Origin of the sequence: Sphingobium lignivorans (assembly GCF_014203955.1) — a bacterium.
Taxonomy (GTDB): domain Bacteria; phylum Pseudomonadota; class Alphaproteobacteria; order Sphingomonadales; family Sphingomonadaceae; genus Sphingobium; species Sphingobium lignivorans.
In genome coordinates this window covers 3880001-3903054 of record NZ_JACHKA010000001.1, presented here as the reverse complement: position 1 = coordinate 3903054, position 23054 = coordinate 3880001, and the positions used below count along the sequence as shown (strand labels likewise).

Here is a 23054-nt window from a genome sequence, read left to right as displayed (position 1 = left end):
TGCCGCATGATCCGGAGCTCATCTGGTCAGAACGAGAAGCGTATCGTGCCGCCCCAGGTGCGCGGGTCGGCAAGCTGCGCGGAGATCAGGCCGGTGTTGCCGGGCGTGACCGCCAGCGATTCAAAGTAGTCCTCGTCGAATGCATTGCGCACCCAGCCGAAGAGATCGAAGCCGTCCGTGCGGAATCCGAGGCGGAAATTGTGCACCGAATAGCCGTCGATATCCGTGTAGATCGACCGGGAGGCGTTGGACGAGAATTTGGAGCGATAGCTCGCGTCATAGCCAAGATAGGCCTGGCCTTGGCGGCCGAGGACAGTGGCGGGGATGTTGTATTCGGCGCCCCAGGAGAATGCCCATTTGGAGATGCCGGGCAGCCACTGCCCAGAGACATCGCAATTGGCGGGGCTGTTGGCGCCCGGGGTTGCGGGCGGTCCGGGCGGCGTACCGGTCGCGCCGCCCGCCAGCTCGGGCGGGCAGGGCGCATCGACGAACTTCCTGAACTCGTGATCGGTGAAGGCCCCGCTCAGATAGGCGTTGAGGCGATCGGACGGGCGGACCGAGAAGTCCGCCTCGATGCCGCGCACGCGGACCTTCTCGGCATTGGCAAGATAGCCGCGCAGCACATTGCTGCCGCTCACATTGCTGATGACGCTGGCCTGGAAGTCCTTGATCTCCGTCCAGAAGCCAGTGATGTTGAAAGTGCCGCGACGGTTCCAGAACTGCGTCTTGATGCCCGCCTCGAAATGATCGACTTTCTCGGGCTTGATCTGGGCGACCTCGAGCGCCGGCGTGCCATCGCCCCGGCTCGGCACGCCGTTGAGGTTGATGCCGCCCGTCTTGAACGATCGCGCATAGGTGGCATAGGCCATCACGTCGTGCGCCAGCTCATATGACAGGTTGAGGTCGTAGGAGAGGTTCCAGTCGCTGAAGCGCGGCTCGAAGAATTGCGAAGCCTGCGTTCCGCGCTGCGCCGCCGTCCACGGATCGTTGTAATAAGGATGCGTCGTATCGTTGGTGATGAGCTGGCGCGTGCCGTCGGACGCGGTACCGGTCACGACCGAATCATAGACGCCATCCTTCCGGTCGTAATTCACGCGCACACCGGGAGAAATGGTCAGGCGGTCCGTGACCTTCCAGTTGACCTTGCCGAATGTCGCGAGGCTGAGATTGTCGAGGCGAATGTCATTCTCCGCGACGATGCCGTTGAGCACTGCCGGATTGCGCGACAGGGCATTGCTCGGTGCGAGCAGCCATGCACTCGCCGCGGGTCCGGTCTCCTGGATGCCGCTGGTGCGGATTTCCTGATAAAATGCGAAGGCGCCGACCACGAAGTCCAGCTTGTCCGCCGCGTAGGCATAACGCAGTTCCTGCGTGTACTGGTTCTGCTTGGTCGGGTTGTTGACCTTCGTATAGACGGGGAGACCCGTGAAATCGCGGTCATTCTTCGGCCCCCAGTCCCAGTAGCGCCAGGCGGTGACCGACGTCAGCGTGCCGGGTCCGAGATCCCATTCCAACCGGGCCGACAGGCCGCCATGCTCGTTGCGCGCCGAAAGATCGGCGTCGAGATCGGTCAGGCGGTCGAAGGGGTTGGTGCTCGGCACCTGATAGCCCGGGAACAGGGCGGTCAGGGCGGTATATTGCCGATTGAGCGCGCGCTGTGTCGTGCCGACACGGGCATAGATCTGGCCGCAGCAGATCGGATCCTGAAGATTCCAGTCGCCCGACAGGGTGAGGCGCACGTCCGCGCCCGGTTTCCACAGCAGCGCGCCCCGGATGCCGATATTATCCTGCGAGTTGATCCATGTGTCGGTCGTCACATTGTAGATCGTGCCCCGGCGATCCGTGCTCGAGATGCTGAGGCGCGCCGCCAGCGTATCGCTGAACGGGCCGGACACCGAAGCCTTGGCTTGCTTGAAGCCGAGATTGCCTACGGAGATCTCGGCCTTGCCTTCGAAATCGAAGCTGGGCGGGCGCGTTGTGATGTTGATGGCGCCGGCGGTCGTGTTCTTTCCGTAGAGCGTGCCTTGCGGGCCGCGCAGCACCTCGATCTGCTCGACGTCGACAAAGTCCAGCGTCGCCGCGGCGATGCGGTTGTAATAGACCTGGTCGATGTAGATGCCGACGCCCTGCTCGAAACCGTCGTTCGTGAGGCCGAATGGCGCGCCGATGCCGCGAATGTTGATGAAGGTGTTGCGCGGATTGGTGGAGAAGAACTGCAAGGTGGGCTGCAACTGGGTGAGGCGGTTGATATTGTAGGCCCCCTGGGCATCGAGGGCCTCGCCTGCCAGCACCGAGATGGCGATGGGAACATCCTGCACGTTCTCGCTGCGCCGCCGCGCGGTGACGACGATCTCGCCGGAGCGGCTCTCGGCCTGTGGTACCGTCGGATCGTCCTGAGGTGGCGTGGAGTCCTGCGCCAGGGCAGCGGTGCCGGCCAGGAGCGCCGTGGCAAGCGTACTGGCGGTGAGAAGGAAGCGGTGGACCATTGGTGTTCCCCTTGTCTGATGAAGGGACACCTCCGGTGGTCCGGTCGGCATCTATGATTTCAGCGATTTTGATGATGGCGAGCCCATGCGGACGGGCAGGGCCAGGACAGGCCCGATAAGCTCAGGTGCTCAGCCGGGTCTTCTCGGTGACCTCAATCTGGACCAGTCGGCCTTCGTGCACCGTCAGATGGACGGCACCGAATTTGAGCCGGTCGAGCGCCTGGCGGACAAGCGCTATTCCGGCGGAAAGCTGGTCCGTCCGCTCGGGTCGTTCTTCAGCCTCGGGTGGGGAGTGCGGCATGGTTCCTCCTGTTGCACGGTCGATGATCATGCGGAGGTGCAAACATAACAAAACCAGTTTAGTTGACAATAGTGAGTGAGAAACTTTTGCTTCGGGACGGGGAACCGGGTCTTGGATGCGACGAAGCCGGCCCTCCCGCACGCGGAGCAGCCGCTTGGGCGAGCAATTCCGGTAGGGCTAATTCGGCGCTGCCGTGCCGGTCTGGAGGCCCTGGACGACGCGTCGCGCGAAAACCCATTGCCCGTCCTCACGCGCCAGTTCGTCTTCGTAGCGCGCGGCGAGAGCGGCCGAGGGCCTGCCCGCGTCGTCGGGCACCATGTAGAGCGACATGGATGTGGCGCGGGCATGGTCAGGCCCCTGAAACACCACCACTTCATTGAAGAAGAGGTGAAAGGCCGGCTCCCGAAATCCCATCGCATTGGCGGCAAAGATCTTGCGCATCATCCCGGCGGCTTCGGGCCCGGTGGCTTGTCGGCCGTTCCCGGCGACATAGACGCCAGCCTTGCCGAACAGCTTGCCGAACCCCTCGAAATCCCGGGCATCGAGCGTGCGGCCATAAGCGACGAGCAGGGCGTGGATGGCAGCGCGATCGGCGGTCTCGTCGCGTTGCGCCGCGGCTGGCAGCGCGCTGCCGATCAGCAGCATCGCGGCGAGAAGAAGGCGCAGCGCCCTCATTGTGCCGGTCGACGCTTGCGGATGAATTCCATCCATTCGGCGGGCGTCGGCATGACGGGGGTGTCGACGCGGCGCAGGATCTTCCATGCCCCGTCCTCGCGGATGAACTCGTCTTCATAGATCCCGGCCAGTGCTGGCGTTGGTGCACCATCCGGCCCGCGCAGGACGAGCAGGTGGCGGGAGCGGGCGCGCGCCCGGTCCCCCTCGATGTCGATCTGCGGATTGGAGGAGATGTGATAGCTTTCGGTGTTCACGTAGCCGGGTGGCGGGGCGCCATAGAGGTCGATCAGCATCTTGTGGATCGCTTCGCGGCCCTTGTGGACTGTCTTGCCGTTCACCCACTCGCCTTCCCGCGCAAACAGGGCGGCATAGCCGGCATAGTCGCGCGCATCCTGCGTTGCGGAATAGTCGACGAGCACGCGCCGGATCGCGAGTTCGTCCTCTATCCGCTGCAACCGCGCCTCCACCGTGCGGGGGGCATCGCCCGCCAGCGCGACCGCCGGCATGCCGAGCGTGGCGAGCAGGATCGCCAGTGCCGAGACGCGGACGATCATCGTGTTCTGGCCTTGTCTTCAAGGCCGGCCGGCGGAGGCGGGGGCGGCGCATTGCCGTCGCGATAGGGAATGATGCCGTTCGTGACGCGCTTCATGATCTTCCACGTCCCGTTCAGGCGCACGAGGTCGTCCTCATAGCGGCCGGCGAGCAGAGGGGCAGGCCGGTCGGCATCCTGCGCCTTGGTCAGGAACAGATATTTGGAGACGACATGGGCCTTGTCGCCTTCGATCTCGATCAGCGCGTTGGACAGGAGATGATAGCTGGTCTTGTTGATCCAGCCCGGCTCGGCCTTGCCCAGTCTTTCCTCCAGCATGGCCTGGATCGCTTTTGGACCCCTTGCGCGCCCCAGCCCGCCGATCCACTCGCCCTCCGGCGCGAAGAGCCCTGCATATCCGGCGAAATCCCGGGCATCGAGATACGTGCCATATTGCACGAGAATGCGGCGGATGGCGGACTCGTCCTCCATGCGCTGCACGCGCTGTTCGAGCGTCTGCGCGTTGGCAGCGCCCGCACTTGCCATGGATAGCGCACACAGGGCGGCAGCGGTCGCAAGTCTCTTGAGCATGTCCATCCTCTCCCTCCGCGCGCCTCATGGCGTCGCGATGGAGGCAGACGCTAATTTGCGCAGATGGAAATGAAAATGGACATGCTTGCCGCGCGAGGGGCTGACCGCGCGCTTCGTATCCTCAGCGCAGCTGCCGGCCCTCGATCGGATAGGCAGGGTCCGTATAGCCCGGTGTCGAGGCATGGCCCGGCGGCACGAGCGCATCGACGAAGGCTTCGTCATCCGCGTCGATCTGCGCCGCGAGCGCGTCGATATAGCTGTCCCACTGGGCTTCGGTGCGGGGGCCGACGATGGCGGAACTGACGAAGCGATTGCGCAGGACCCAGGCGATCGCGAAGCTGATCGTGCTGATTCCCTTCGCCGCCGCGCGCTCTGCCACGGCCTGCGCGATGTCGAGAGATTCGGGGCGCCATTCGGTCTGCCTGATCCGCGGATCGCCACGAGCGACACGGGAGTCGGCGGGCGGCGGCGCGTCCTTGGCATATTTGCCGCTCAGCACGCCCCGCGCGAGCGGGCTGTAAGGCACCACGCCGACGCCGTAGTGGCCGGCTGCGGGGAGTTGCTCCACTTCGCTCAGCCGGTCGACCATGTTGTAGAGCGGCTGGCTGGCGACGGGCCGGTCCATGTTCAGCGCGTCCGCCGCGCGGCAGATCTCGGCGATGCGCCAGCCCTTGAAATTGGAGATGCCGTAGTAACGCAGCTTGCCCGCCGCGATGAGATCCTCGATCGCGCGCAGCCCTTCCTCGAACGGCGCGTTCACATCCGCCTTATGGAAGTAGAGCAGGTCGATATAGTCCGTGCCGAGGCGCCGCAGGCTTGCCTCGACATCCTGAACGATCCACTTGCGCGATTGCCCGCCCTCGTTGGGTCCCGTGCCGAAGACATGGCCGAACTTGGTGGCGAGGACCCAGTGATGCCGATGGCTGCGGATCGCCCGGCCTACGACTTCTTCCGAGGCGCCGCCATTATAGCCGTCGGCCGTGTCGATGAAGTTGACGCCCTGTCCCCGGGCCTTGTCGATGATCCTGCTCGATGTCGGTTCGTCGGTCGCGCCGCCGAACATCATCGTCCCCAGGCACAAGGGCGAGACCTTGAGGGCGCTTCGGCCGAGATAGCGATAGTCCATGTCAGGCTCTCCTCTTCCGTCCGTCTGCCCCGCCGATCAGGTGGGAACAAGACCCGCGTTATTCGCTACAATTGTAATAACTACCATGCTAATGATCGTCCAGCTTCAAGGAGAGGAGTTGTCTGATGGTCCAGTTGCGCAGTCTTGCCGCCGATTCGCCTTCGCGCCGTTCCCATTGGTATGCGCTCGGCCTGTCCGAGGAGGACATGCTCAAGCCCAAGATCGCGGTGGTGAACAGCTCCTCCGAGCTGGCGGTCTGCTATGCGCATCTGGATGGCATCGCGAAGATCGTGAAGGAGGCCGTACGCGCTGCGGGCGGCGTTCCTTTCGAGGTGCGCACGACGGCACCCTCGGATTTCATCACGGGCGCGGGCAAGCAGGGCAGCTACATTCTCTCGGCGCGGGATCTCGTCACCAACGACATCGAGGCGCAGGTCGAGGCGGCCATGCTCGATGGCATGGTCTGCCTTACCAGCTGCGACAAGACGCCGCCGGGCCACATGATGGCGGCGGGCCGGCTCAACATTCCCACCATCCTCGTCATCGGCGGCTATCAGGCTTCCGGCATGATCGGGAACGAGCATGTCGATCTGGAGGATCTCTGGTCAGGCTCCATCGCGACGCGCTTCGGCAAGCCTTTCCCGCATGACGAGCAGGAAATGATCCGGCAGGCCGTGCGCGGTCCCGGCGTGTGCGCGGGCATGGCCACGGCGAACACCATGCATTGCGTGGTGGAAGCGCTGGGCCTTTCCCTGCCCGGCTCTGCGCCTGTCCGGGCCAACAGCGAGAAGATGCAGGATGCCGCTCGCCGCTCCGGCGCGCGCATCGTCGAGATGGTCAATGAAGGGCTCACGCCCCGGCAGATCCTCACACCCGCCGCCTTTCGCAATGCCGTCGCGACGGTTCTGGCCGTCTCCGGTTCGATCAATGCGATCAAGCATTTGCAGGCGGTGGCGGTGGAAGCGCAGGTGGATGTCGATATCTTTGCCATGTGGGACGAGGTCGGCCGCAAGGTGCCCGTCCTCTCGGCCGTCCGGCCCAACGGGGAAGTGCGCATCGAGGAATTCGAGGATGCTGGCGGCGCAGCAGCGATCCTCAAGCAGCTTGCGCCGCTCATCGATACCGGCGCGCTGACCTGCACCGGCCGCACATTGGCGGAAAATCTGGAGGCCTTCGAGGTGATCGGGCCGGAGATCATCCGCCCGCTCGACCGGCCGATTTCGGAAGGCCCGTCCATCGCCATCCTGAAGGGGTCGCTTGCGCCCGAGAGCGCGGTGGTGAAGCTCGGGATTCGCGATGGCGCGCGTCCCGAATATTTCGAGGGGCCCGCCCGGGTGTTCGACAGCACGGCGCTCGCGCTCGATGCCATCGAGAACAAGGAGATCAACGCCGGCGACGTGCTCATCCTGCGCGGCCAGGGTCTCAAGGGCGGCCCGGCCATGGGCGGCGGCGGCTCGATCGTGCTGTTCGCCATCGATGCCGCAGGCATCGCCCGGGACACCGCGTTCATCACGGATGGCCAACTCTCCGGCCTGTGCCTCAAGGGGCTGACGGTGGCCGAAGTCGCGCCCGAGGCCGCGGTGGGCGGGCCGATCGGCCTTGTCCATGATGGCGATCGCATCCGCATCGACGTCGCTACCCGCAGCATCGACCTGCTGGTGGATGCCGCGACACTGGCTGCCCGCGCCGCCGAAGCGAAGGGGCCGAAGAAAGCGGAAGGCTATCTCGGCATCTATCAGCGGGACGTGCAGCCGATGTCCACGGGCGCCGTACTGATCGACTGAGCAGGACCGGCCCGCCGGCTACCGATCTCGCATCAAACGTCGAGATTGGCGACGTTCAGCGCATTGTCCTGGATGAACTCGCGGCGCGGCTCCACGACATCGCCCATCAGGCGCGTGAAGATCTCGTCGGCGATATCGGCCTGTTCGATCTCGACCCGCAGCATAGAGCGATTGTTCGGGTCCAGCGTGGTTTCCCAGAGCTGATCGGCGTTCATTTCGCCAAGACCCTTGTATCGCTGGATCGAGAGGCCCTTGCGCCCCGAGGCCAGCACGGCATCGAGCAGTTCCGAAGGGCGCGTGACCAGTACGCCACGTCCGGACGTGAGGGGCGCAGCGACGGCTGGTTGCGCTTCGCCATCCTCGTCCTCGCTCGCGGCGTCGGTCTGCTGCGCGGCCGAGCGGGCCGTCAGCAGCCGGCTCGCTGTCGCGTAGAGCGCGGCCTGCTCGCGCGCGAGCGTATCGAGCTTGCGCGCTTCCGCCGAGGTCAGGAATGCGGCCTCGATGATGTGATGATCGGTGACGCCGCGCACCAGCCGTTCGAGATGATAGCCGCCTTCCGCGGACAAGCGGCCGATCCAGCTGCCTTCCGGATCCGCGTCATCCAGCCAGGAGGCGGCGAGGGCGACGGCGCCGGTGCGGTCCTCCGCCCCCAGGGATGGCGCAAGGGCGCCGGCGAGCGCCAGCGCTTCGATGATCGCGCTGTCGTACCGCCGCGGCACATAGCGCATCAGCGACCGCATGCGCCGGGCATGATCGATAAGATCGCGCAGGTCCTTGCCGGAGCGCTGCCCCGAGCTGGTCTCAAGCACCATCGTGTCGACGCCATTGTCCACGAGATACTGGTCCAGCGCCGCTTCGTCCTTGAGGTAGACCTCGGACCGCCCGCGCGACGCCTTGTAGAGCGGCGGCTGGGCGATGTAGAGGTGGCCCGCCTCGATGATCTGCGGCATCTGCCGGTAGAAGAAGGTGAGTAGCAGGGTGCGGATATGCGCCCCGTCCACGTCGGCGTCCGTCATGATGACGATCTTGTGGTAGCGCAGCTTTTCGAGATTGAAGTCGTCGCGGATGCCGGTGCCCATCGCCTGGATGAGGGTACCGATTTCCTTCGATCCCAGCATGCGGTCGAACCGAGCGCGCTCGACGTTCAGGATCTTGCCGCGCAACGGCAGGATCGCCTGGAAATGACGATCGCGTCCCTGCTTGGCGGAGCCGCCGGCCGAGTCACCCTCGACGAGGAACAGTTCGGACTTGGAAGGATCGCGCTCCTGGCAGTCGGCCAGCTTGCCGGGCAGGGAAGCGATGTCCATTACCCCCTTGCGGCGGGTCAGTTCGCGGGCGCGCTTGGCGGCTTCGCGCGCGGCTGCGGCATCGACGACCTTCTGGATGATCGACTTGGCGTGGCCCGGATTCTCCTCGAGCCATTCCTGCATCTTGTCCGCCATCAGGCTTTCGAGCGGCTGGCGCACTTCGGAGGAGACCAGCTTATCCTTGGTCTGGCTGCTGAATTTGGGATCGGGCAGCTTGACCGAGACGATGGCCGTCAGCCCTTCGCGCATGTCCTCGCCTGTCAGGCTGACCTTCTCCTTCTTGAGCAGGCCGGACTTGTCGCCATAGCTGTTGAGCGTGCGGGTGAGCGCCGCGCGGAAGGCCGCGAGATGCGTGCCGCCGTCACGCTGGGGGATGTTGTTCGTGAAGCACAGGACGTTCTCGTAATAGCTGTCGTTCCACTCCAGCGACACGTCGATCCCGATCCCGTCGCGATCGGCCGAAATGGCGATCGGTTCGGGCATGAGCGATTGCTTGTTGCGGTCCAGCCATTTCACGAAAGCGGCGATGCCGCCTTCATAATAGAGATCATGCTCCTTGAACTCGGCGTGGCGCTTGTCGCGCAGCAGGATGCGGACGCCCGAGTTCAGGAAAGCGAGCTCGCGATAGCGATGCTCCAGCTTGTCGAAATCATATTCGGTGACATTCTTGAACGTCTCCGTGGACGCCATGAACGTGACGCGCGTGCCTTTCTTGGCCTTGCCGCCCACCACCGGCGCGTCGCCGCGCACGATCAATGGCGCCTCGGCATCGCCGTGGCGAAAGCGCATCCAGTGTTCCTTGCCGTCGCGCCAGATGGTCAGTTCCAGCCATTCTGAAAGGGCATTCACGACCGATACGCCCACGCCGTGGAGACCGCCCGAGACCTTGTAGGCATTGTCGTCGGATGTGTTCTCGAATTTGCCGCCGGCGTGGAGTTGGGTCATGATGACTTCAGCGGCCGAAATTCCTTCTTCCCGATGGATGTCGGTGGGAATGCCGCGGCCATTATCCTCCACGGACACGCTGCCGTCCGCGTTGAGCTCGATCAGCACCAGGTCGCAATGCCCCGCCAGCGCTTCGTCGATGGCATTGTCGCTGACCTCAAACACCATGTGGTGCAGGCCCGACCCGTCATCGGTGTCGCCGATATACATGCCCGGCCGCTTGCGCACGGCATCCAGGCCCTTCAGCACCTTGATGCTGTCGGCGCCATATTCATTGCTCTTGGGGGGATTGCTCGTCTGGTCCGTCATAAAGAGCATATAGGAAGTGGGCACGGGGAACGGAAGCGAAATGCGCCCCCGGAAGCGGCGGCCACGCCAGGCCGCTCAGCGGCCTGGTCGGGCGTGCTGCGGGGCCGGCGCCCGGAAGAGCGGCGCGCCGGCCGGCAGATCAGGCCGCGGTGCGGGGCTTCTTGCTTTCCTGGTAGCGTTCGATCGCCTCGACCACGATCCGGCGCGCGTCGGCCGCGTCGCCCCAGGTGCCGACGCGGACCCATTTCTCCGCCTCGAGATCCTTGTAGTGTGTGAAGAAGTGCTCGATCTGCTTGAACACGATGTCCGGCAGATGCTCCTTCTCGGTCACGTTCGAATAATAGGGGAAGGTCTTGTCGTCGGGAACGCAGAGCAGCTTCTCGTCGCCGCCATGCTCGTCCTCGAGGTTCAGCACCGCGATCGCGCGCGCGCGCACCACGCAGCCGGGAATGAAGGGGGACCGGGCGACCACGAGCGCGTCCAGCGGATCGCCATCGGGCGAAAGCGTGTGGGGCACGAAACCGTAATTGGCGGGATAGCGCATCGGCGTGTGGAGGATGCGGTCGACGACCAGCGCGCCCGATGCCTTGTCGAACTCATATTTCACCGGTTCGCCGCCGGTCGGCACTTCGATGATGACATTGAGGCTTTCGGGCGGATTTTCGCCGACGGGAATGAGATCGATGTTCATGCAGGACTCGCTGAAAAGAGTTAGCTGACGGGTGCCGTGCCGGTTCTTGATTCAAGTAACCGGTCCAGACTGGTTTTACCCTCTCCGGTTTTTTCCAGGCGCGGATAGCGGAGACCGCCCGAATAATCGAGCGTGATCGTGCGATATTGTCGGTCCTGCTTCACAATGAATGAAAGGGGCGTGCGTTTTTCTGCCGTGGCGCCGATCGCGGAGCGGAGCAGGTCCGTCGAAAACTCCTCGCCATTGATCGCGATGATGCGGTTGCCGACGGCCATGCCGGCCTTGAATGCCGGGCTGTCCCAGATCACCGCCGTGACGTTGCCGTCCGCCGTGGCGATCAGCCCCGGGCCATAGCTCTGGTCCACATATTTGGATTTGGTTTCCGCAGTACGGATCGAGCTGTTCGGCGTCGGGCCATAAACGAGGCGATAGCCGCCGAGGGCGAAGCCGCCCTTGGGCGCTTCCTTGCTGGTGCGGTCGACCCGCTCGCGCAGGAAGCCGTCCCAGTCATGGCTGACGATGCTCTCCAGGGCAGTGACGATATCCTGCCGCCCATAGGTCAGCACGCCCCAGTCCCCGTCCTTCATGCCGAAGAAGGTGCTGGCGAAGTCGTCGAGGCCGCTGGTGCCATTGGTCTGGCTGCGGATGATGCCGTCGGCTTCGAGCCAGATCAGCAGGCCTTCATTGTAGTACTCCTCCGATCGCTGCCAGCTCGGCCATGCCTTGGGTCGGCGGGCAGCGATGATGGGATCATGGGTGGTGTCCTCCAGCGGGCGCCACTGCCGGCCTTTCACATTGTCGAGCCGCGCGGCGATCGCAGCCAGCGCGTCGAGTGTTTCGGCCTTGCTGAGCAGGCCGGCGCGTGCCGAGAGGACATAGCCCCAGAACTGCGTCTGCCCTTCGTACAGCCACAGCAGATTGTCCTGCATCGGCGTGGCGAAGTCGGGCGTCCAGAGCAGTTCGGGGCGGCGGAACTTGCCGTTCCAGCTATGAACGAACTCGTGCGCCAGCAGGTCGCGATTGCCCAGGGCCTCAGTCCATTTGGTGAAATAGCCGCGGCCCACTCCGTTCTCGCTGGAGCGGTGGTGTTCGAGGCCAATGCCGCCGAGCGAATCGGAGATGGCGAAGAGGAACTCGTAACGGTCGAAGTGGCGCGCGCCGAACAGCGCCACCGCTTCGTCGACCAGTTTGCGATGCAGGTCGAGCTGCGTCGGGCTCGCCTGCAATTCATCCGGGTTGTCGGCGAAGATGTTCAGGGCGACGGCGTGCCCCAGCTCGACACGACGTGCATGCTGGCCCGCGAAGAGGGGCGAGTCGATGAGCGTGTCGTAGTCGGTCTCCTCATAGGAAACGACATTGCCGCTCTGCGTGCCTTTCAGCGCGCCCGCGGCGGTCCAGCCGTCCGGCAGCGTGACATTCGCCTGGATGGGCAGGCGGCGCGTATAGAAGCCCGCCGGGTAGAGCGAAACGCTTTGCCACTGGAGATTCATCAGCCGGTCGGTCAGCACGATCCGGCCCTGATTGCCTGCGGTGGGCGCGAGGAACTGGAACGTGGCGGTCACGGCCTTCGTGCCCGGGGGCACCGACAGATGGAAGGCATAGACGTCCAGCGGGTCGCGCTCCCAGTCGATCGCCGTTCCGTCCGCCTCGAAGGTGAGGCCGGCGAGCTTCTCGATCTGCCCGCGCGGTGCGTGGTTGCCCGGCAGCCATTGCGGGAAGAGCAAGGTCAGCGGGCCGGCGGCGCCGATCGGGATCGTCTGCTTCACGCGGATGATTCGCTGCGTCGTGTCGCTGGCGTCCACGTCGAGCCGCATCGTGCCGCCGGTCCACGCGATGTCGCGCGCCTGCGGAACGGTGCGCGGGCTCGGCAGGGCCATCGGGGCACTGCGCGCCGTCTCGGGCGCAGTCTGCGCCCGGCCGGGCGAGGTGGTCATGGCAAGGGGAAGGATCAGGGAAAGGGCAAGGCGGCGCATCAAGTCACTCCGGAGAGGGCATTTCCTCAAGCATGGCGGCACAACCGGCGCTCGTCCAGTGCCGGCGGCGGGCAGCGAGAGAGCGGCGTCCGGCGAATCGCTGCGCGGCCCGTCGATTTCGCGCAGCGCCACGCATGCCCGGGAGGCCTCGCATGGGGTGGCCGGACGCGATACATCCTCGCGGGTCCGCACGGAAAAGCCCGCAAGAGTGCTGCCGGCGGCCGCGAAGGAGAATAAGGAGAGGCTTGGGACATGCATATCGGTCTGGCCAGTGGCTTCGCGCACCAGCGCGGCAGGGACTATCCCGACCAGCAGTTCGTTCAGGAGGAGGTGGAGAATCTCGTCCTCGCGGAAGAGCTGGGTTTTGATTCGGTATGGATCACCGAGCATCATTTCTCGGATTATTCGATGTCCAACGATCCGCTCCAGCTCCTCACTTATATTGCCGGGCGCACGAAGCGGGTGAAGCTGGGCACGCAGGTCATCATTGTTCCCTGGCATGATCCGGTGCGCCTTGCCGAGAAGATCATCAATCTCGACATCCTCTCGCGCGGCCGGGCGCTGCTCGGCTTCGGCAACGGCCTCGCGCCGCACGAATTCGAAGGGCTGCGCGTCGACCAGACCAAGTCACGCGAGCTCTACAGGGAGATCCTCGATCTCGTGATCCCGGCGATCGAGACCGGCATCATCGAGGGCAAGGGCAAGCATATCGACCAGCCGCGTCGCGAGCTGCGGCCAGCGCCCCTCCGGAGCTTCGAGGGACGCAAGTTCTGCGGGTCGCTTTCAGGAACCTCCATGCACACCGCCGCCCGGCTCGGTTTTGGCAACATGGTGCTGATGCTGCCCCAGCGCGGCAAGGAAGCGCCGCCGGACATGTATGCGGAAATCTGGGCGCAGGAGCGTCCCGGCACCCTACCGCCCCCGCCGATGGTGAGCGGCAATTATTATATCGACGAAAGCGCCGACTATGCGGAGGTGCAGGGGCGTCATTATCTGGCCAACACGATGCGCGCCGCGATCCGCAATTACAGTCTCGACAAGCCCGGCACCTTCGCGACCATGAAGGGCTATGAGAGCTACGAGAAGATGACGCTCCAGCCAGACGAGATCGAGCCTTATGTCGAGAATTTCAGCCGGTCGGTGGTGACCGGCACGCCACAGATGATTCTCGATCGCATGTGGGAGCTGAAGGAGATCTACGAGCCGCAGGGTTTCTTCCCGCATGTTCACTTCGGCGGCATGCCGCAGGAAGAGGCGCGCAAGAACATCCTCCTCTTCGCGCAGAAGGTGCTGCCCGAGGTCAAGAGCTGGACGGCGCAGGCGTCGATCGACGATCGCTTCATGGCGGCTGCCGAATAGGGGTCGCCCCGTGGCGTGATGCCTGCCCCGGTGAGGCGGGCATCACGCGATGTCACCACCGGCTCAGGCGGCGATGGGCAGTTTGCTGGCGTCCGCCCAGTTACCATGGAGGCCGGAGCGCAGGCGGATCGGCAGTTTCGCGCGGCCGATCGGGCCGCCCTTGAGATTCAGGGCATCCAGCACCACCAGGTCGCTGTAATTGGTGATGAGATTGTCGACGAGCGCGATGATGTAGCCGTCACCTTCCGCGGAGTCGGCCGTGCGGGGCACGAAGCAGGGCTCCTGGATGATCGACTGCGGGCCGCACCACCAGCTGTCCTCCTTGCCGGTCGCGTGATCCCAGTGGCCGATGCGGTTCATCTTGAAGCCGGACGCCCGGCCGCGCGCGAATTCCATCTCCATCTCCGGGTCCATGACCAGACCCCAGCCGTGGCGATAGGGCTGGCCGACATAGCGCTCGTCCAGCCGGGGGAATTCGTCGATCAAGTTGGTGAGCTGGCGTACTTCGGCGAAATCCTGGCTGTTCGATCCGAGATCGACCGTCCAGCGATGCAGATAGGGCCGCGCCGCCACCGGATCGAACGGGGCGCCGTGAATGTCCGGGAAGAAGGGGAAGGCATTATTCTCTGCCTGCGGCGTGTCGAAGTGGATCTTCGACCCTTCCTCGAAGGCGTTCATCACATGGCTCGCGAAGATGGTCTTTGGCGCCTTGAACCAGCGCACGTCCTTGTTGGTGACGCCCGGTCCGCGCGGCACCACGCCGAGCCAGACGGGGAGCGTCGTGTCGAAGCCGAAATGCGGCAGACCCGCCTTCAGCCGGTCCCAGTTCGACGTGCACGGCACGATGTGGAAGATCGCATAATGCTCGGTGAGGCCATAATCGTGCATCATGCAGTAATAAGGCACCTGGAACTCGGTCTCGAACAGCAGGTTGCCGGCGGGATCGATCTCGAAATAGCTGCAATCGGTGGTGAGCAGGCCTGTCGCCGCATAGCCGAAATTGCAGAAGTTGCCGGTGACGGGGTCGATCTTGGCATGGGCCGAGAAGGTCTGGTTCTTCAGCTTGCCGTCGAAATTGGTGTAACCTTCGGTCTCCAGCGTCAGCGGGTCCATGATGAGGCACGGGCTGTCCTCCTTCATGGCGTAGAGCTTGCCGGCATGGACCATCACATTGGTGTTGGCGGTGCCCCGGATCATGCCCTGGACACTCGCATCGTCCGTCAGCGGATTGCGATAGGCGCCGAACAGCGACTTGCCGGCCTTGCGCTCCATTTTCCACTTGTCCGTCTGCGCATAACGCTGGCGGAAATCGATCTTGCCGTCGTGAAAGCGGAACAGGCTCACCATGCCGTCCCCGTTGAAGAACTGGTCATCCTCGAACCGGGGCGGGAATTGCGCATCGGGATGCACCCGGTGGAAGGTCCCGTTCAGTTGCGCAGGGATTTCCCCTTCGACTTCCAGATCCAGAATGTCGCCCTCGATCCGGAGGGGGCGCAGCACGCCGGTCATGCCGGGGGTGTCGGGGAAATGGGCCATATCGCTCTCCTATGTTGAGATATCAACAACAGCCTGTCTGCATGAATGTGGCGCTGATGCGTTTGATGCCGGTCAAACCAGCGCGCTATTCCAGTGCTCGCCAAATCCGGCTAGAGGCGCTGCCCATGGCGAAGATCCCAACACCACGGCCGATCCGCGGCACCCAGGACATGCTCGGCGAAAGCGCCGACCGCTTCATGCATGTCGTCGAGACGTTCGAGCGCGTCCGCAAGCTTTACGGCTTCAGGCGCGTCGAGGTGCCGGTGTTCGAGGCGACGGCGGTCTTCTCCCGCTCGCTGGGCGAGACGACCGACGTGGTCTCCAAGGAGATGTACACCTTCGAGGACCGTGGCGGGGATTCGGTGACGCTGCGGCCGGAATTCACGGCGGGCATCGCGCGCGCTTATGTCACCGAGGGCTGGCAGCAATATGCGCCGCTCAAGGTCGCGACGCACGGGCCCCTGTTCCGCTACGAGCGCCCCCAGAAGGGCCGCTATCGCCAGTTCCACCAGCTCGACGCCGAGATCATCGGCGCGTCCGAGCCGCTGGCAGATGCGGAACTGCTGGTCTTTGCCGATCAGCTTCTCAAGGAACTGGGCATCGTCGAGGGCGTGACGCTCACGCTCAACACGCTGGGCGACTATCAGAGCCGCGAGGCCTGGCGCAGCGCGCTCGTCGCCTATTTCGAGGGGCATCGCGATCAGCTCAGCGAGGAGAGCAAGGACCGGCTGCATCGCAATCCGCTGCGCATTCTCGACAGCAAGGATCCGGGCGATCAGGCGATCGTGGCCGGCGCGCCGGACATCGATGCCTATCTGACCGATGAGGCGCAGGCCTTCTTCGGGAAAGTGACGGACGGGCTGAAGGCCGCAGGCGTCGCCTGGACGCGCAATGCCCGGCTGGTGCGCGGGCTGGATTATTATCGCCACACAGCGTTCGAGTTCGTCACCGACCGGCTGGGCGCGCAGGGCACGGTGCTCGGCGGCGGACGCTATGACGGGCTGATCGAGACGCTCGGCGGACCGAGCACGCCGGCCGTCGGCTGGGCGGCAGGCATCGAGCGGCTGGGGATGCTGCTGGATGCGCCCTCTAGCGGTCATCTGGCTTTCGTTCTTGCACCCATGGGTGAACAGGCCGAGCGATATTGCACGGGGCTCATGGCGTCGCTGCGTCGCAAGGGCATTCCCTGTGACATGGCCTATCGCGGCAACCTCAAGAAGCGGCTGCAACGGGCCGATGCCTCCGGCGCCGAAGCCGCCATCATCGTCGGTGACGATGAGCTGGCCCTCGGCGAGATCGTCGTGCGCGATCTCAAGACCGGCGAACAGGCGAAACGCAAGACCAGCGAGATCGAGGATCCGCGCGTTGGCCATTCGGCGACGTACGGCCTTCTCTTGGGTGGTCTGGGCGGCCGGGTATCCGTGAGCGACTGATGGCCATTGCCTCGCTCCTATTCCCTCGTCACCCTGAACTTGTTTCAGGGTCCACGGTGCAGCGGCGCCGCCAGCCCCCAGGTCACCGCAAAATCGGTCCAGTCCGGATTGGACTCCTCGATCAGGTTGATCTTCCACGCCCGATGCCAGCGCTTCAGCTGTTTCTCGCGAGTGATGGCGCTCTCCATGTCTCCGAAGAATTCGGCGTGCACGAGGCGGTAAACCCGATAGCGCGAGGTAAAGCCCGGCACTTCGCCGGAGCGATGTTGCCAGATTCGCGCGGGGAGCTCGGACGTGACGCCGACATACAGCGTCCCGCGTTTCTGGCTGGCGAGGATGTAGGTGCACGGGTTCCGGCGCTGCATGGGGAAATCACTGCCGCGCCATGGATGCTGAAACAAGTTCAGCATGACGCATTCAGGGGGCAGGCATGACCACCGTCTCCCCCGATCGCATCGCCGCGATCCTCCGGCGGCAGGAGGAAGTGCAGGCGCAGATGGCCCGGCCCGATCTTGATCCGGCGGAGTTCGTGCGCCTGTCCAAGGATTATGCCGAGCTGGAGCCGGTGGTGACGGCGGCGCGCGAAGTGGCGCAACTGCGCACCGAGCAGAGCGAGCTGGAGGCGATGCTCGCCGATCCGGAAATGAAGGCGATGGCGCAGGAGGAGATCGAGGCGGTCCGTGGGCGCCTGCCCGAGGCCGAACATGCCCTTGCCATCGCGCTGCTGCCCAGGGATGCGGCGGACGAGCGCGCGGCCATGCTGGAGATCCGCGCCGGCACTGGCGGGGATGAGGCTGCGCTGTTCGCGGGCGACTTGCTACGCATGTACCAGCGTTATGCGGAGAGCCGCGGCTGGCGGGTAGAGATCATCTCGGCCAGCGCCTCCGAGGCGGGCGGCTTCAAGGAAGTGATCGCCAGTGTCAGCGGCGCAGGCGTATTCGCGCGCCTCAAGTTCGAGAGCGGCGTGCATCGCGTGCAGCGCGTGCCAGTGACGGAAAGTGGCGGGCGCATCCACACCAGCGCGGCAACAGTCGCGGTGCTTCCCGAGGCGGAGGAAGTGGACGTGCAGATCAACGAGGCGACGGACCTGCGCATCGATGTCTACCGGTCTTCGGGCGCTGGCGGCCAGCATGTGAACACCACCGATTCGGCCGTGCGCATCACGCATCTGCCCACCGGCATCGTGGTGACGCAGCAGGACGAGAAATCGCAGCACAAGAACAAGGCGAAGGCGCTGAAGGTGCTGCGGGCGCGGCTCTATGAAGCCGAGCGGGAGCGCACGCAGAGCGAGCAGGCCGGCGCGCGCAAGGCGATGGTCGGATCGGGAGACCGGTCCGAGCGCATCCGCACCTATAATTTCCCGCAAGGGCGCGTCACCGATCACCGCATCAACCTGACGCTGCATCGCTTGCCCGAGATCCTCGAAGGGCCGGGACTGGACGAGATGATCAGCGCGCTGATCGCGCAGGACGAAGCCGCGCGGCTCGCCCAGCTCGACACGGCAGCCTGACCGGCGGGGGGCGGCATGGCTGGTTCCGTCGAGCCGGACGAGCCGGTGAAGCTCGCCGACTGGCTGCGCATGGCGACAGCGCGGCTCGCACCGGTGAGCGACACGCCGCGTCTCGATGCCGAACTGCTGGCCGCCCATGCGCTGGCGATGAGCCGCGAAGCGATGCTTCTTGCCTTGCCGCGCCTTGTTGCACCGCCGGAGGGCGAGGCGCTGCTTGCCCGGCGGCTCGACCATGAACCGATTGCCTACATCACCGGGACGCGCGACTTCTGGACCTTGTCCCTGCGCGTGACGCCCGACGTGCTGGTGCCGCGTCCGGACAGCGAGACGCTGATCGAGGCGGCGATTGCCCGGTTCGAGGGGCCCGAGGCGCCGCAACAGATTCTCGATCTCGGCACCGGCTCGGGCGCGCTGCTGCTTGCGGCGCTGGACGCCTGGCCGCAGGCGCGGGGGCTGGGCATCGATGTCTCGCCTGCCGCCGTCGACGTCGCGCGCGAGAACGCCGCGCGCTGCGGCATGGCCGACCGGGCGGAGTTTCGGCTCGGCAACTGGGGGGGAGGGCTTGCGGCCCGCTTCGATCTTATCCTGTGCAATCCGCCCTATATCGCACAGGATGCCCTCCTGCCCCGGGAAGTGCACGCGCATGAGCCGGCCGGCGCGCTGTTCGCCGGGGTCGACGGGCTGGATGCCTATCGCCTGCTGGCCGACCAGCTCGGTTCGCTGCTCGCGCCCGGTGGCGTTGCGATCTTCGAGATCGGCTTCGATCAGGCGGAGAGTGCGGCCGCCCTGTTCCTCGCCGCCGGCTTCGCCGTTGCGCCAGTGCGCGACCTTTCCGGCCACACCCGCGCGCTCGTCGTGAAGGCCGATCGGGCCAGCCAGCGTTGAAAGTTCCTTTTTAACGACTACATGCGAATTTCTCTTGGTTTGGTGAGCCAGACCGTCTATCTGGCGGTCACAGGGTTGCTCTCGCTCACACGCGCGGCGTCTGGGCAAGCGGCCTGCTCCCACAGTTTTGGCGGCGTTCTAGAGTGGAGCCGTTGGCCGAAGCGCGGGGCGCGAGTGGTTGAAATGCCGCTCCGCCTTCGATGTGATGCACAGCGCTTCGGTACGCGTTCGGAAACGCCGGAGTTTTGGTCGAGAACATAGGGACGAACCTTTGATCAACAATCGTCAGGCCGGTCGTCGTCGCGGCCGGAACAATCCGCGCCAGAGTGGCGGCGGCAATCGCGGCAATGGTGACTCCGGCAACCGCATCGACAGCCGCGCCCGCGGCAATGCGGCGCAGCTTCTCGAGAAGTACCGCAATCTCGCGCGGGATGCGCAGATGGCGGGGGACCGGGTCAACGCGGAATATTATTTCCAGTTCGCCGACCATTATTTCCGGGTTCTCGCCGACAATCGCGCGCGACAGGAAGAGCAGCAGCAGCGGTTCCGCCGTCATGACGAGTCCGACCAGGACAATGGCGACGAGAGCGACGAGCTGATCGATGCCGGCGGCGATGAGAGCGATGAATTCGCGCCTCCGCAGCAGGAGCAGCGTCCGCGCCGCGAGCGCGCTCCGGATCGCGAGCGTGCCCCGGAGCGTCAGCGCGAGCGCAGCCAGGAGCGCAAGCCGCGCCGCGTCGCGAATGACGATGCAAGCGATGGCGAAGCGGAGGCCGAGATCGGCTTGCCGGGTCTGCCCCCGTCGATCGCGCGGGTCGAGGTGAGCGAAGACGCGGAGGCCGAGGCTCCTGCCGAGGCGCAGGAGGAAGTGCGCAAGCCCCGCCGTGGCCGCCGCCCGCGTCAGCCGGAAGCCGCCGAGTAATCATTCAAGCGATATGCTTTTTACGGGCGCGCCAGCATCGCTGGGGCGCCCGTCTTCGTGTCCGGCGGCCTCAGTCCTCGTCGAGGATCTCGGGGCTGATGCGGTCGTCCACCTGATCGTCATGGCCGGTTCCGCTCGAAAGGAACATGAGGCCCATGAGCAGGGCAGCCATCATGATGGTGGACCACACTCCGGCTATTGTCATGCCCAGGAAGAGCAGGGGAAGCGGCCCGCGGAAGACCCAGAGCAATCCGGCCACCACGAGCCCGACGGCAAGGCCGAAGGCCGCCATCCACCACATGATCCTGCGAAAGCGTGCCCAGGCGAATTGCGCCTGGCGATGGTCATCAAGGCCGGGCCGGTTTGTCATGGGCGCATCCCTTAAGGTCAGGCGGCGGCGCGATCAACAGCGCCTTTGACGCCTCGCGCCGGGAAGCGCATAGTCCGGGTCATGGAAGCGACCGCAGACCGGTCCATGGTTGATGTCGGCCGGGCCGGTCCGCAGGCGAACCGGAGAGGTGAGGATGACAGTCAGCGCATTTGTCGGCGAGTCGCCGGACACGATCATCCAGGTGAACAGGACTGACAGCGTGGCGCGGGTCGTCGCGCTTCTGGCGGAACGGCGAATCGGCTGCGTGCCCATTGTCGAGGACGGACGCGTGCTCGGCATCTTCTCGGAGCGGGATGTCGTTTACGGCCTGGCGCGCGAGGGCGCGGCGCTGCTCGACAAGCCGGTGGAGGCGGTCATGACCACGCCCCCGGTCACCATAGACGCCGATACCCCTATCCTGTCTGCCCTGTCCCTGATGACGCGGCGCCGCATTCGCCATCTGCCCATCGTCAGGGACGGGCGGATGATCGGCTTTGTGAGCATCGGCGATCTGGTGAAGTCGCGCATCGACCGGATCGAATCGGAAGTCGAGGCCATGCGCAGCTATATCCAGAGCGCCTGAGCTGCCGGCCAGTCGCACCCTCCGGCGTTCGGAGGCGCGCCTGATGGCTTCAGGTTGTGGGCGGCCTGCGCCGAAGGAGTAGCGCGGCGAGGTCGTCGATCGTCTCGCGTGACACCAGGGCCAGCAGCGCGACGAAGCTGCCCGCGCCGATCGCGACCAGCACCAGCAGCCGGATCGGCGCCGCCATTCCGGGCAGCAGGCTGTCGGTGCCAAGAACGATGAGGGCCATCGCGGCGGCCGAGATGAAGCCGGGCGCCACTGCTCGGCCCACCTCGGCGAATGACAGGCCGATCAGCCGCCCGGCCACCCGCGCGGTGACGAGCGCGAACAACGGGAAGGCGCAGAGCCAGGCCATGGCGAGCCCCAGTGCCCCGAACCGGATGCCGATCAGGAAGGCGACCGGCATGATGACCGCCCCGATCATGGCGATTCGGGCGGAGAGTCCCGGGCGGCCCATGGCATTGCACACCGGCGGGAACATGACCTGCAGCGCATAGAAGGGCATCGCGAGGGCCAGCACCTGCACGAAGGGCACCATGCCGAGCCATTTATGCCCGAACAGGGTCGCGACCAGCGGCTCGGCCGTCACGGCCATGCCGAGATAGAGCGGACAGGCAATCAGCATGAGCAGCCGGATCGCCTGTCGGAACGAGCGCGCCACGCGCTGCCGGTCGGCCTGCATCCGCGCGAAGGCCGGAAAGGCGACGTCGTTGAGCGGCGGGATGAACTTCGAGACGAAGATCTGGGTGAGGAACAGCGCCTCGGCATAAAGGCCAAGGGCGTGCGGATCGAGTACGCGCCCGCCAATGAACACGTCCGCCTGGCTCTGGATCAGGAAGAAGAGCTGCGAACCCAGCAGGGAGAGTGCGTAGAGGATCAGCGGCCCGGTGCCCCGGAAGTCGAAGATCGGCAGCACGAAGAAGCGAGTCGCGATGAGATAGCCGATCGCCTTGGACCAGAAACCCGCGATCGGCGCCCAGACCAGTGTCCACACGCCCCATCCGGCCAGAGCGCCGCCGATGGCGACGCCCGCCGCGATGAGTCCGGCGATGAGGTTGACGAAGGCCGGGCGCTTGAAGTCCAGGCTCCGGCCCATCAGCACTTCGGGGAGGGAGATGAACGGCGTGGAGAGGTAGATCAGGGCCTGGGCGCGCAGCAGGTCCGCGACCATGGGCTGGCGATAATAGCTGGCGGCGAGCGGGGCGAGGAGCAGCTGTGCCGCGGCGAGCCCGCCATTCATGAGAATCATCAGCCCGAAAGCCTGCCGCAGCTTACGGGTATCGACCGATTCGGACTGCACGAGCGCGCTGATCAGCCCGTATCCATTGAGGAACATCATGAAGTTCAGCATGACCTGCGTCATGGCGAAGAGCCCGTAATCGGCGGGATTGAGGATGCGGATCACCGCCAGCGTGGATGTCCAGCTCAGGATCTGGGTGACGATCTGTCCTCCCGAGCGCCAGAAGAGGGCGCTGCGGACCCGGTCCCCAAAACCATCATGCGTAGCCTCGGCATCCTGAAACGCTGGGTTCTGCGCAGTTCTGCTGGTGGGATCCTGTGTCATGCCTCGAGGCCCTAGCGGGAAGGAACGAACATTATCTGAAATAAAATTGCAAAAAGGGTTTGACGGGTCGGAGAGCCGCCCATATATGCCCCTTCACCGACGCGGTGCGGACCTTCGGTTCTCGCCTCGCTTGGTCGCCAACATAGCAGGACGCCATTCCCTCGGTGGTAAGAGA

At 65.0% G+C, this 23054-nt stretch carries 20 protein-coding genes; 7 read left to right on the top strand and 13 right to left on the bottom strand.

The window, feature by feature from the left end; all coding sequences use genetic code 11:
* Window positions 1–26 precede the first annotated feature (26 nt).
* From HNP60_RS18195 to HNP60_RS18170, 6 genes are all read right to left on the bottom strand, one after another.
* Window positions 27–2486 carry a TonB-dependent receptor gene (locus HNP60_RS18195; RefSeq protein ID WP_184156333.1) on the bottom strand — a complete coding sequence of 820 codons (2460 nt, stop codon included), beginning with the start codon at window positions 2484–2486 and terminating at the stop codon, window positions 27–29.
* Window positions 2487–2607: 121 nt separating this feature from the next.
* Window positions 2608–2787: a YezD family protein gene (locus HNP60_RS18190; RefSeq protein ID WP_184156331.1), complete on the bottom strand. Its 180-nt coding sequence runs from the start codon at window positions 2785–2787 to the stop codon at window positions 2608–2610.
* A 177-nt stretch (window positions 2788–2964) separates the two neighbouring features.
* Window positions 2965–3462, bottom strand: a complete 498-nt coding sequence (locus HNP60_RS18185; RefSeq protein WP_184156329.1) for a nuclear transport factor 2 family protein — start codon at window positions 3460–3462, stop codon at window positions 2965–2967.
* Window positions 3459–4016: a nuclear transport factor 2 family protein gene (locus HNP60_RS18180; RefSeq protein ID WP_184156327.1), complete on the bottom strand. Its 558-nt coding sequence runs from the start codon at window positions 4014–4016 to the stop codon at window positions 3459–3461. The genes HNP60_RS18185 and HNP60_RS18180 overlap by 4 nt, the downstream gene beginning before the upstream one ends.
* Window positions 4013–4582: a nuclear transport factor 2 family protein gene (locus HNP60_RS18175; protein WP_158512740.1), complete on the bottom strand. Its 570-nt coding sequence runs from the start codon at window positions 4580–4582 to the stop codon at window positions 4013–4015. The genes HNP60_RS18180 and HNP60_RS18175 overlap by 4 nt, the downstream gene beginning before the upstream one ends.
* Before the next feature lie 121 nt (window positions 4583–4703).
* Complete coding sequence (locus tag HNP60_RS18170; RefSeq protein ID WP_184156325.1) at window positions 4704–5708, bottom strand: aldo/keto reductase; 1005 nt, start codon at window positions 5706–5708, stop codon at window positions 4704–4706.
* A 125-nt stretch (window positions 5709–5833) separates the two neighbouring features.
* On the opposite strand from HNP60_RS18170, the gene HNP60_RS18165 reads away from it, so the two are divergent.
* Window positions 5834–7492 (top strand): dihydroxy-acid dehydratase, encoded by a 1659-nt coding sequence (locus HNP60_RS18165; protein ID WP_184156323.1) that lies wholly within the window; start codon window positions 5834–5836, stop codon window positions 7490–7492.
* A 32-nt stretch (window positions 7493–7524) separates the two neighbouring features.
* Here HNP60_RS18165 and gyrB read toward each other — a convergent pair whose 3' ends face one another.
* The 3 genes from gyrB to HNP60_RS18150 all read right to left on the bottom strand — a co-directional run bounded on the left by gyrB (window position 7525) and on the right by HNP60_RS18150 (window position 12717).
* Entirely contained in the window at window positions 7525–10062 is a 2538-nt protein-coding gene (gene gyrB, locus HNP60_RS18160) for a DNA topoisomerase (ATP-hydrolyzing) subunit B (protein ID WP_420825232.1), read from the bottom strand.
* A 130-nt stretch (window positions 10063–10192) separates the two neighbouring features.
* The gene (ppa, locus tag HNP60_RS18155; RefSeq protein ID WP_014077981.1) at window positions 10193–10744 is read right to left on the bottom strand and encodes an inorganic diphosphatase; all 552 of its coding nucleotides are present in this window, start codon (window positions 10742–10744) and stop codon (window positions 10193–10195) included.
* A 20-nt stretch (window positions 10745–10764) separates the two neighbouring features.
* Window positions 10765–12717, bottom strand: coding sequence for a M61 family metallopeptidase (locus tag HNP60_RS18150; protein ID WP_184156319.1), 1953 nt, complete (start codon window positions 12715–12717; stop codon window positions 10765–10767).
* 252 nt (window positions 12718–12969) lie between these two features.
* Between HNP60_RS18150 and HNP60_RS18145 the strand changes: the two genes are divergently transcribed.
* Entirely contained in the window at window positions 12970–14076 is a 1107-nt protein-coding gene (locus tag HNP60_RS18145) for an LLM class flavin-dependent oxidoreductase (protein ID WP_184156317.1), read from the top strand.
* A 63-nt stretch (window positions 14077–14139) separates the two neighbouring features.
* On the opposite strand, the gene HNP60_RS18140 is transcribed toward HNP60_RS18145, so the two are convergent.
* Entirely contained in the window at window positions 14140–15612 is a 1473-nt protein-coding gene (locus HNP60_RS18140) for a lignostilbene-alpha,beta-dioxygenase III (protein WP_184156315.1), read from the bottom strand.
* 125 nt (window positions 15613–15737) lie between these two features.
* Here HNP60_RS18140 and hisS point away from each other — a divergent pair, with 125 nt between their 5' ends.
* Window positions 15738–17045 (top strand): histidine--tRNA ligase, encoded by a 1308-nt coding sequence (gene hisS / locus HNP60_RS18135; protein ID WP_184156313.1) that lies wholly within the window; start codon window positions 15738–15740, stop codon window positions 17043–17045.
* A 44-nt stretch (window positions 17046–17089) separates the two neighbouring features.
* Here hisS and HNP60_RS18130 read toward each other — a convergent pair whose 3' ends face one another.
* Window positions 17090–17455: a GIY-YIG nuclease family protein gene (locus HNP60_RS18130; protein ID WP_184156311.1), complete on the bottom strand. Its 366-nt coding sequence runs from the start codon at window positions 17453–17455 to the stop codon at window positions 17090–17092.
* Between the two features lie 20 nt (window positions 17456–17475).
* Between HNP60_RS18130 and prfA the strand changes: the two genes are divergently transcribed.
* From prfA to HNP60_RS18115, 3 genes are all read left to right on the top strand, one after another.
* Window positions 17476–18555 carry a peptide chain release factor 1 gene (prfA, locus tag HNP60_RS18125; RefSeq protein WP_184052325.1) on the top strand — a complete coding sequence of 360 codons (1080 nt, stop codon included), beginning with the start codon at window positions 17476–17478 and terminating at the stop codon, window positions 18553–18555.
* 15 nt (window positions 18556–18570) lie between these two features.
* Window positions 18571–19440: a peptide chain release factor N(5)-glutamine methyltransferase gene (prmC, locus tag HNP60_RS18120; protein WP_184156309.1), complete on the top strand. Its 870-nt coding sequence runs from the start codon at window positions 18571–18573 to the stop codon at window positions 19438–19440.
* A gap of 271 nt (window positions 19441–19711) precedes the next feature.
* Window positions 19712–20362, top strand: coding sequence for a DUF4167 domain-containing protein (locus HNP60_RS18115; protein ID WP_184052329.1), 651 nt, complete (start codon window positions 19712–19714; stop codon window positions 20360–20362).
* A 70-nt stretch (window positions 20363–20432) separates the two neighbouring features.
* Here the strand turns inward: HNP60_RS18115 and HNP60_RS18110 are convergent, their stop codons facing one another.
* The gene (locus HNP60_RS18110) at window positions 20433–20732 is read right to left on the bottom strand and encodes a hypothetical protein (RefSeq protein ID WP_184156307.1); all 300 of its coding nucleotides are present in this window, start codon (window positions 20730–20732) and stop codon (window positions 20433–20435) included.
* A gap of 154 nt (window positions 20733–20886) precedes the next feature.
* On the opposite strand from HNP60_RS18110, the gene HNP60_RS18105 reads away from it, so the two are divergent.
* Complete coding sequence (locus HNP60_RS18105) at window positions 20887–21315, top strand: CBS domain-containing protein (RefSeq protein ID WP_184156305.1); 429 nt, start codon at window positions 20887–20889, stop codon at window positions 21313–21315.
* A 49-nt stretch (window positions 21316–21364) separates the two neighbouring features.
* Here the strand turns inward: HNP60_RS18105 and HNP60_RS18100 are convergent, their stop codons facing one another.
* Window positions 21365–22879, bottom strand: coding sequence for a lipopolysaccharide biosynthesis protein (locus HNP60_RS18100; RefSeq protein ID WP_184156303.1), 1515 nt, complete (start codon window positions 22877–22879; stop codon window positions 21365–21367).
* Window positions 22880–23054 lie beyond the last annotated feature (175 nt).

Coding starts and splice junctions, on each gene's coding strand:
- HNP60_RS18195 (WP_184156333.1), bottom strand. CDS start 2,486: ATGGTCCACCGCTTCCTTCTCACCGCCAGTACGCTTGCCACGGCGCTC.
- HNP60_RS18190 (WP_184156331.1), bottom strand. CDS start 2,787: ATGCCGCACTCCCCACCCGAGGCTGAAGAACGACCCGAGCGGACGGAC.
- HNP60_RS18185 (WP_184156329.1), bottom strand. CDS start 3,462: ATGAGGGCGCTGCGCCTTCTTCTCGCCGCGATGCTGCTGATCGGCAGC.
- HNP60_RS18180 (WP_184156327.1), bottom strand. CDS start 4,016: ATGATCGTCCGCGTCTCGGCACTGGCGATCCTGCTCGCCACGCTCGGC.
- HNP60_RS18175 (WP_158512740.1), bottom strand. CDS start 4,582: ATGCTCAAGAGACTTGCGACCGCTGCCGCCCTGTGTGCGCTATCCATG.
- HNP60_RS18170 (WP_184156325.1), bottom strand. CDS start 5,708: ATGGACTATCGCTATCTCGGCCGAAGCGCCCTCAAGGTCTCGCCCTTG.
- HNP60_RS18165 (WP_184156323.1), top strand. CDS start 5,834: ATGGTCCAGTTGCGCAGTCTTGCCGCCGATTCGCCTTCGCGCCGTTCC.
- gyrB (WP_420825232.1), bottom strand. CDS start 10,062: ATGCTCTTTATGACGGACCAGACGAGCAATCCCCCCAAGAGCAATGAA.
- ppa (WP_014077981.1), bottom strand. CDS start 10,744: ATGAACATCGATCTCATTCCCGTCGGCGAAAATCCGCCCGAAAGCCTC.
- HNP60_RS18150 (WP_184156319.1), bottom strand. CDS start 12,717: ATGCGCCGCCTTGCCCTTTCCCTGATCCTTCCCCTTGCCATGACCACC.
- HNP60_RS18145 (WP_184156317.1), top strand. CDS start 12,970: ATGCATATCGGTCTGGCCAGTGGCTTCGCGCACCAGCGCGGCAGGGAC.
- HNP60_RS18140 (WP_184156315.1), bottom strand. CDS start 15,612: ATGGCCCATTTCCCCGACACCCCCGGCATGACCGGCGTGCTGCGCCCC.
- hisS (WP_184156313.1), top strand. CDS start 15,738: ATGGCGAAGATCCCAACACCACGGCCGATCCGCGGCACCCAGGACATG.
- HNP60_RS18130 (WP_184156311.1), bottom strand. CDS start 17,455: ATGCTGAACTTGTTTCAGCATCCATGGCGCGGCAGTGATTTCCCCATG.
- prfA (WP_184052325.1), top strand. CDS start 17,476: ATGACCACCGTCTCCCCCGATCGCATCGCCGCGATCCTCCGGCGGCAG.
- prmC (WP_184156309.1), top strand. CDS start 18,571: ATGGCTGGTTCCGTCGAGCCGGACGAGCCGGTGAAGCTCGCCGACTGG.
- HNP60_RS18110 (WP_184156307.1), bottom strand. CDS start 20,732: ATGACAAACCGGCCCGGCCTTGATGACCATCGCCAGGCGCAATTCGCC.
- HNP60_RS18105 (WP_184156305.1), top strand. CDS start 20,887: ATGACAGTCAGCGCATTTGTCGGCGAGTCGCCGGACACGATCATCCAG.
- HNP60_RS18100 (WP_184156303.1), bottom strand. CDS start 22,879: ATGACACAGGATCCCACCAGCAGAACTGCGCAGAACCCAGCGTTTCAG.